We start from the raw sequence: 6735 nt of genomic DNA, 5'->3' as shown, positions 1-6735 counted from the left end.
TTTCCAAATTACCGGAAAGCTATGTTATATTTATTACAGATAAAGATGTATTGGGTGAGGGAGAACAATTATATCAGATTGAACGTGTTATCAGGAAATCCGGCAATTTGTTTAAAGATGGTTCCCATATCCTTTATTTCAATACGGCAAGGCAAGATGATAACGTATTAGGAAAGCTGGCTAAAGATTTTAAAGAAGCTAATCCCAAAGAAATTCAGTCTGAAGTTTTGTCTCATAGAGTAGCCTCAATAAAGGAAGGTAAACTAGATCGGGAGGGAGAAAAGAAGATGAACGTTTTGTTAGAAAAGTATAGAAAAAAAGCAGTAGAGGAAGGTATAGAGAAGGGCATAGAAAAAGGTTTAGCACAGGGAATACAACAGGGATTAGAACAAGGCCTTGAAAGGGGCTTGGAGCAGGGGAAAAATCGTCTTGCTCTTTTGGTGGGGCATTTACTGAATGCAGGACGGATGGATGACCTTAAGAGGGTATCTTACGATGAAGCTTATCGGGAAAAGCTTCTGAAGGAGTTTGGACTTTAAAATACCTTCTCATTAATTCAGTGTCAAAAAACATCAGTATTGTTCTTTGTGTGGAGTATAGGAGATTCCTCCACTAGTAGAAATATAGGTATCTAGAACAAAATGTGTTGATAAAAACCGCTCTATACTCTTGTAAATCAAGGCTGTAGGGCGGTTCAATCTTATTCAAAAGAACTTTGAGGATGGAAGAATTATAAAGCTCTGGAGTACTAACTGCCCACTATCACCAAGGCACGCTCCCGATAAGCTTCCCCCGGCTAGCGGTACCAAACTCAAGGGCATTGCATATATAGGGGGCCAGTGCTCCTTAGTTCTCGATATAGGCGAAGATGTGGATATGCAGTGCTCCTATGTTTTAGGATATGCCAAATGGTGAGAACAGGCAGTGCTCCTAAGCTATCGAAGATGCCAAAGAGTGGTGATAGGCATTGGAAGGATGAGCTGTGCTATTTCATCAACTATCCTTTTATATTATCAATATACGGATATTATCCGAATGTGGAGTATAGGAGATTTGCCAATCTGGAAGTAAGATAGTAAGCAATAAGATTCAAGTATATTCAAAGATTCTAAATCCTAATCCCAGTCTTAGTCTGATTCTCTATATCCTTGTTTCAATTTATCTATTTGAAAATTTAAATAAACTCATTATTCACTTTTATTATTCCAATTTTCCGTAGGTGACTTATGAAAAAAACAAATTCTACTAATGCTAAAAAATCCGGTCGTTTAAAAGCTAATTCTAAGAGAACAAGAAGAAAGATGGATGCTCTGGAAAAGAAAAAAATCATTGCATCTCTTACTTTGATGGATGATCTCTTTATGCAAGTAGTTCTGGAAGAGCAAGCTTGTACGGAGTATATTCTGCAAACGATTTTGGACAAGTCTTCTTTAAAGTTAAAGGAACAAAGACTTCAAAAGAGGTTGCCAAATCTGCATGGAAGAGCTTTAGTCTTGGATTGCCTTTGCACCGATGAAAAAGGCTTGCTTTATAATATTGAAGTACAGAATTCATCTGCCGGAGCCATTCCTAAAAGGGCTCGTTATCATGCCGCACTTATGGACACGAATACTCTAAAGAAGGGAGAAAAGTTTTCCAAATTGCCGGAAAGCTATGTTATATTTATTACAGATAAAGATGTATTGGGAGAGGGAGAACAACTGTACCAGATTGAAAGAGTTATCAGAAAGTCCGGTAGCTTATTTCGGGACGGTTCCCATATCTTCTATTTCAATACATCAAGACAAGATGACAATGCATTAGGAAAGCTGGCTAAAGACTTTAAAGAAGCCAATCCTAAAGAAATTCAATCTGAAGTTTTGTCTCATAGAGTTGCCTCATTAAAGGAGGGTAAATTAGATAGGGAAGGAGAAAAGAAGATGAATGTCTTATTAGAAAAGTATAGAAAAAAAGCAGTAGAAGAAGGTATAGAAAAAGGTTTAGCCCAGGGAATACAACAGGGATTAGAACAAGGCCTAGAACAAGGTTTGCAACAAGGCCTTGAAAAGGGCTTGGAGAAGGGTCAAAATCGTCTTGCTCTTTTAGTAGGTCATTTACTGAATGCAGGACGGATGGATGATCTTAAGAGAGTTTCTTTTGATGAAGAATATCGGGAAAAGCTTTTGAAAGAGTTCGGGCTTTAAGCTACCGAAGATCTTGATAAAAGATTGGACTATAAGACAAAGGAGCAAACTTGGATACGAAAGAGAAATTAGCTGAATTAAAGGAGTTAATTCAAAAAGCGAACTATATCGTGTTTTTTGGCGGTGCAGGCGTATCTACGGAAAGCGGTCTTCCGGACTTTCGTTCTGTGGATGGGCTCTATCATCAAAAATATGCCTTTCCGCCGGAGGAAATTTTGTCTCATGATTTTTTTATGGCACGACCTAAAGAGTTTTATCAGTTTTATAAGGAAAAGCTCTTGATTCCGGGGATTCTGCCGAATCCTGCTCATTATGCCTTACAAAAATTGGAAGAGCAGGGGAAGCTAAAGGCAATTATTACCCAAAACATTGACGGATTGCATCAGATGGCAGGTTGCAAAACGGTATATGAGCTTCATGGCAGTATTCATCGCTACTATTGTGTGAAGCATCATCATCGAATCCCGGAAGAAGAAATTGACTTTTCGACATCCATTCCTTTGTGTCCTCATTGCCGTAGCATGATACGTCCGGATGTGGTTTTGTATCAGGAAGGCTTGGATGAACGGATTCTTTCAGAGAGCATTGCCCATATTCAGAATGCAGATTTATTGATTATCGGAGGTACATCCTTGACGGTGTATCCCGCTGCGGGCTTGATTCGATATTTTCCTCATCATGGAAACAATAAGTTGGTTCTTATTAATAAAGAGGAGGGGCGACTGGATACAGAGTGCGATTTGGTACTTTATGGAAAGATTGGAGAGATACTTTCGGAAGTGGTAAGTTAAAATAGGAGAGGTAAAGTGTTTAGAGGCGGTTTTTACCGTCTCTTTTTTTAAAAGTGTTGCATGATGTAGTATTTTACAAGAGTGCTTGATAACGTAACAGGATAGAGTACTGAATAAAATATCTTTTACAAAAAACTAAATATTTTTATACAAATAAGTGGAGCATTTTGCTATAATCAGAGGGATGTTTTGTATACAGTTTTTATAAAGAAAGCAATGGGGTGACCGGGAAGGACAGGATAGAACTACTCCCCACTACTTTTAGCTGTTACGATAGGCAGAAGTATTAAAACGCATTGCTTTATAAGAGATTAGGAGAATGAGAATGAAGGCTTTTTTACAAAGGAAGAACATTGAGATTTCCCTGAAGCGCTATGGGATTGATGCCTTATCCGCTATGGCTCAGGGCTTGTTTTGTTCCCTCTTAATCGGAACAATTTTAAACACCCTAGGGCAGAGGCTGGGGATTTCCGCATTAACCAGAGTGGTTGCCACCATTGGCGGTGTGGATTATACCGTGGGGGCAATGGCTTCCGCTATGAGCGGTCCGGCTATGGCAACGGCTATTGCCTATGCTTTACAGGCCCCTCCCTTGGTACTTTTTTCATTGATTACTGTGGGCTTTGCCTCCAATGCCCTGGGAGGAGCCGGGGGACCATTGGCGGTACTTTTTGTGGCGATTCTTTCCACAGAAATCGGTAAAGCGGTTTCCAAGGAAACAAAAGTGGATATTTTGGTGACGCCTCTTGTAACCATTGGCTCCGGAATGCTTTTTTCGGCAATCTTGGCTCCGATAATCGGAAAAGCGGCGATTCAGGTGGGAAGCCTGATTATGTGGGCGACAGAGCTACAGCCTTTCTTTATGGGAATTTTGGTATCCGCCTTGGTTGGTATTGCATTGACACTTCCCATTTCCTCCGCGGCGATTTGTGCTGCTCTAGGACTTACGGGACTTGCGGGAGGCGCTGCGGTGGCAGGCTGTTGTGCCCAGATGGTGGGCTTTGCAGTGATTTCCTTCCGGGAAAACGGCGTTTCCGGTCTAGTTTCTCAGGGGCTTGGTACTTCTATGCTGCAGATGGGAAATATTGTAAAAAATCCCCGGATTTGGATTCCGGCTACATTTGCCTCCATGATTACAGGACCACTGGCTACCTGTCTCTTTCATTTTGAAAATAACGGTCCTGCGGTTACCTCCGGTATGGGAACCTGCGGTTTGGTTGGCCCTATCGGCGTTTACACCGGCTGGCTTAAGGGTATAGAAGAGGGGAGTAAGACAGCTGTAACTGTAAGGGATTGGCTTTCTCTTTTGCTTTTATGCTTTATTCTTCCGGCAATATTTTCTTTGCTTTGTTCTGCTTTTTGCCGGAAAATGAAGTGGATCAAAGAGGGGGATATGAAGCTTTCCTCCTAAAGCGAAGCTGTAATGTAAGAACTTGTAAGAAATTTTCTATGGCTTTTTTGTAAAGAACTGAGTATAGTTGGACAGGTCAAAGGCTTTAATTCTTAAAGAATAAGCCAAAAGATGGTCAAAGATATTTGCACTGTGTAATGCAATAAAGTAAAAGCAGCAAAGCAACGAAGCAGAAAGCAAAAAAGTAGCAATGCAGCAATGCAACAATGCAACAATGCAACAAAGCACAAAGCAAGTATGTCAGTTCAAGGAGAGGAAAATGGCTTTACAAGGAAAAACAAAGAATGTAGCCATGTTTATGTTAAGCATGGCATTTACGGCGCTTTTTTCCACGGGAGCTTTCGCTTATAATCTTTCGGCGAAGGTAAAGGACGTGGAGATTACAGACAGCAGGCAGGAGATTCAGTTGCAAATGGATGCAACAGGAGATAGTAGCGGTACCGACGGCTCGGTTTACATTTTCGAAATCAAGCCTTATCAGACCGATCTTGGCGGTCGTACCGACTTTATTGCCAAGGGAAGTCTTGGGGAAAACCAGAAGTTTAACTTCCCCTTATATGCAGGTCCTGGAGAGCTTCGTCTTTACAGCGCCTTTGTGCCTGCAGTAAAGGTGGGAAGCCGTTATGAAATGATTGCGGATAGAAGATATATCGAGAATCCCGAGGTGGTTGCGGAGAACCAAAGTCCTGCGTTAAATCCGGGAAAGAAGGGACTTCGTGTAGACCCTAATATCTTAGAGGATGCTTTGAGTCTGAACATTAAGCATGCGGGCGTAGATATTCCTACCCAGCGTTTCTTCGGTCAGGGAATTTCCTATTCCTATGAGGGAAAGACCTTCCAGATTAACAAGGAGCTGATTGATCAGCTGGACGGAGAGGTGAAGCGCCTTAGTGATTCCGGCGTAGCGGTCACCGCCATTTTGTTGAACGCATGGAACAATACCGTACCGGAGTTAAATCCCATCGGCGTTAAGGAGCTTCCCAAGGAGCAGGCGGTTTACTATGGCTTTAACGTAGAGTCCGAGCAGGGCTTTAGAGCGGTAAAGGCTATGGCTTCTTTCTTGGCAAAGCGTTATAACGGTCAGAACGGTCACGGAAAAATTACCAACTGGGTAGTGGGAAATGAGATTGACAACCAGTATTGGAACTATGAGGGAGACTATGATGTTTCCACCTATACCAAGAAATTCCAGCGTGCCTTCCGCGTATTTTATACCGCGATGAAGTCCGTTTCTGCCAACGACAACATTATGTTCTCTTTAGATCACTACTGGAACATGTTCCCTGAGGCGGCTCCTGTAGGCAAATATAAGGGAAAGGATGTGGTATTGGCCTTCCATCATTTTGACAATCTGGAGGGACATATGGACTTCGGTCTGGCATTGCACCCCTATCCATATCCTATTTCCTCCCCGGCCTTCTGGGATGATGATAAGACCGGAAAGGTTAACGATACCATTGATTCTCCCATTATCAACTTTAAGAATCTTCATGTGATTACCGACTTTATGCAGTTGGACAGCATGAAGAACAAGAAGGGAGAGGTTCGAAAGATTTTCCTTACCGAGGAAGGTTTCACCAGTATTCAAAAGGGACAGGATAAGTCGGATGAGCAGGCTGCAGCAGTAGCATACTCCTACTATATTGTAGATAACAATCCGTATATTTCCGCGTATCTCATGAGTCGTCAGGAGGACTCCGATGATGAGGTAAAGCACGGACTGGCTTTCGGACTTTCCAGCATTGTGAACCATCAGTTGGTACATAAGAAGGCACACAGCGTCTTTAAGTATATTGACGATGCCAGCGCAACGGAAGGAACTGCAGACTTTGCCAGAGCCATTATCGGTATTGATTCTTGGGATCAGCTAATTCCAAATTTCCGTTTCCCGGGAAGATAAAGAAATGGAAAAAGAATTGTTGCAATCAATTTTGGAGCTTGGAGGGAAGGGCTTATTGCTCTATCTTTTGGGCATCAATATTCTTTGTTTTCTTAGCTTTGCCTATGACAAGTGGCAGGCCATACATAGGGGATGGAGAGTGCCGGAAAAAGTCTTATTGGGGCAAGCCTTCTTGGGCGGCGCCTTAGGAGGAATTCTGGGAATGTATCTTTGCAGGCATAAGACCAGAAAACCAAGATTTTTAGTCTTGATGCCGGTGGCGCTGCTACTATGGATAACCCTGATTTTTGGAAGAAAATAAAAAGGCTTGAAAAGATTAAAATAAATTTTTCTAAGCAATATAGGTCTGAATTGGGGCACGCTCTCGCTAGCTTCGCCTGACTGAGCAGTGGTTTTGTTAACCACTGCTCACTTTGCTTGTGCGCCTAGCGGCGCACGTTTCTAACGGGT

Annotated in this window: 5 protein-coding genes and 1 pseudogene; all 6 read left to right on the top strand. The window is 42.2% G+C overall.

What is annotated here, in order from left to right:
• Positions 1-539, top strand: a pseudogene (locus tag RYL27_RS10145) (hypothetical protein); the annotation flags it as partial.
• A gap of 687 nt (positions 540-1226) precedes the next feature.
• Positions 1227-2183: an Rpn family recombination-promoting nuclease/putative transposase gene (locus RYL27_RS10140; protein ID WP_314967000.1), complete on the top strand. Its 957-nt coding sequence runs from the start codon at positions 1227-1229 to the stop codon at positions 2181-2183.
• 50 nt (positions 2184-2233) lie between these two features.
• Positions 2234-2974: an NAD-dependent protein deacylase gene (locus RYL27_RS10135; RefSeq protein WP_314346218.1), complete on the top strand. Its 741-nt coding sequence runs from the start codon at positions 2234-2236 to the stop codon at positions 2972-2974.
• 325 nt (positions 2975-3299) lie between these two features.
• Entirely contained in the window at positions 3300-4385 is a 1086-nt protein-coding gene (locus tag RYL27_RS10130; RefSeq protein ID WP_314346216.1) for a PTS transporter subunit IIC, read from the top strand.
• Positions 4386-4644: 259 nt separating this feature from the next.
• A complete protein-coding gene (locus RYL27_RS10125; RefSeq protein WP_314346214.1) occupies positions 4645-6285 on the top strand; it encodes a DUF5722 domain-containing protein in 1641 nt (546 codons plus the stop codon).
• A 4-nt stretch (positions 6286-6289) separates the two neighbouring features.
• Positions 6290-6586: a DUF1294 domain-containing protein gene (locus tag RYL27_RS10120; RefSeq protein ID WP_314966997.1), complete on the top strand. Its 297-nt coding sequence runs from the start codon at positions 6290-6292 to the stop codon at positions 6584-6586.
• The last annotated feature ends 149 nt before the right edge of the window (positions 6587-6735 follow it).

The organism is Oribacterium sinus (genome assembly GCF_963537195.1).
GTDB lineage: Bacteria > Bacillota > Clostridia > Lachnospirales > Lachnospiraceae > Oribacterium > Oribacterium sinus_A.
Note: the sequence above shows the minus strand (reverse complement) of the source record. Positions and strands in the feature narration are given on the sequence as shown.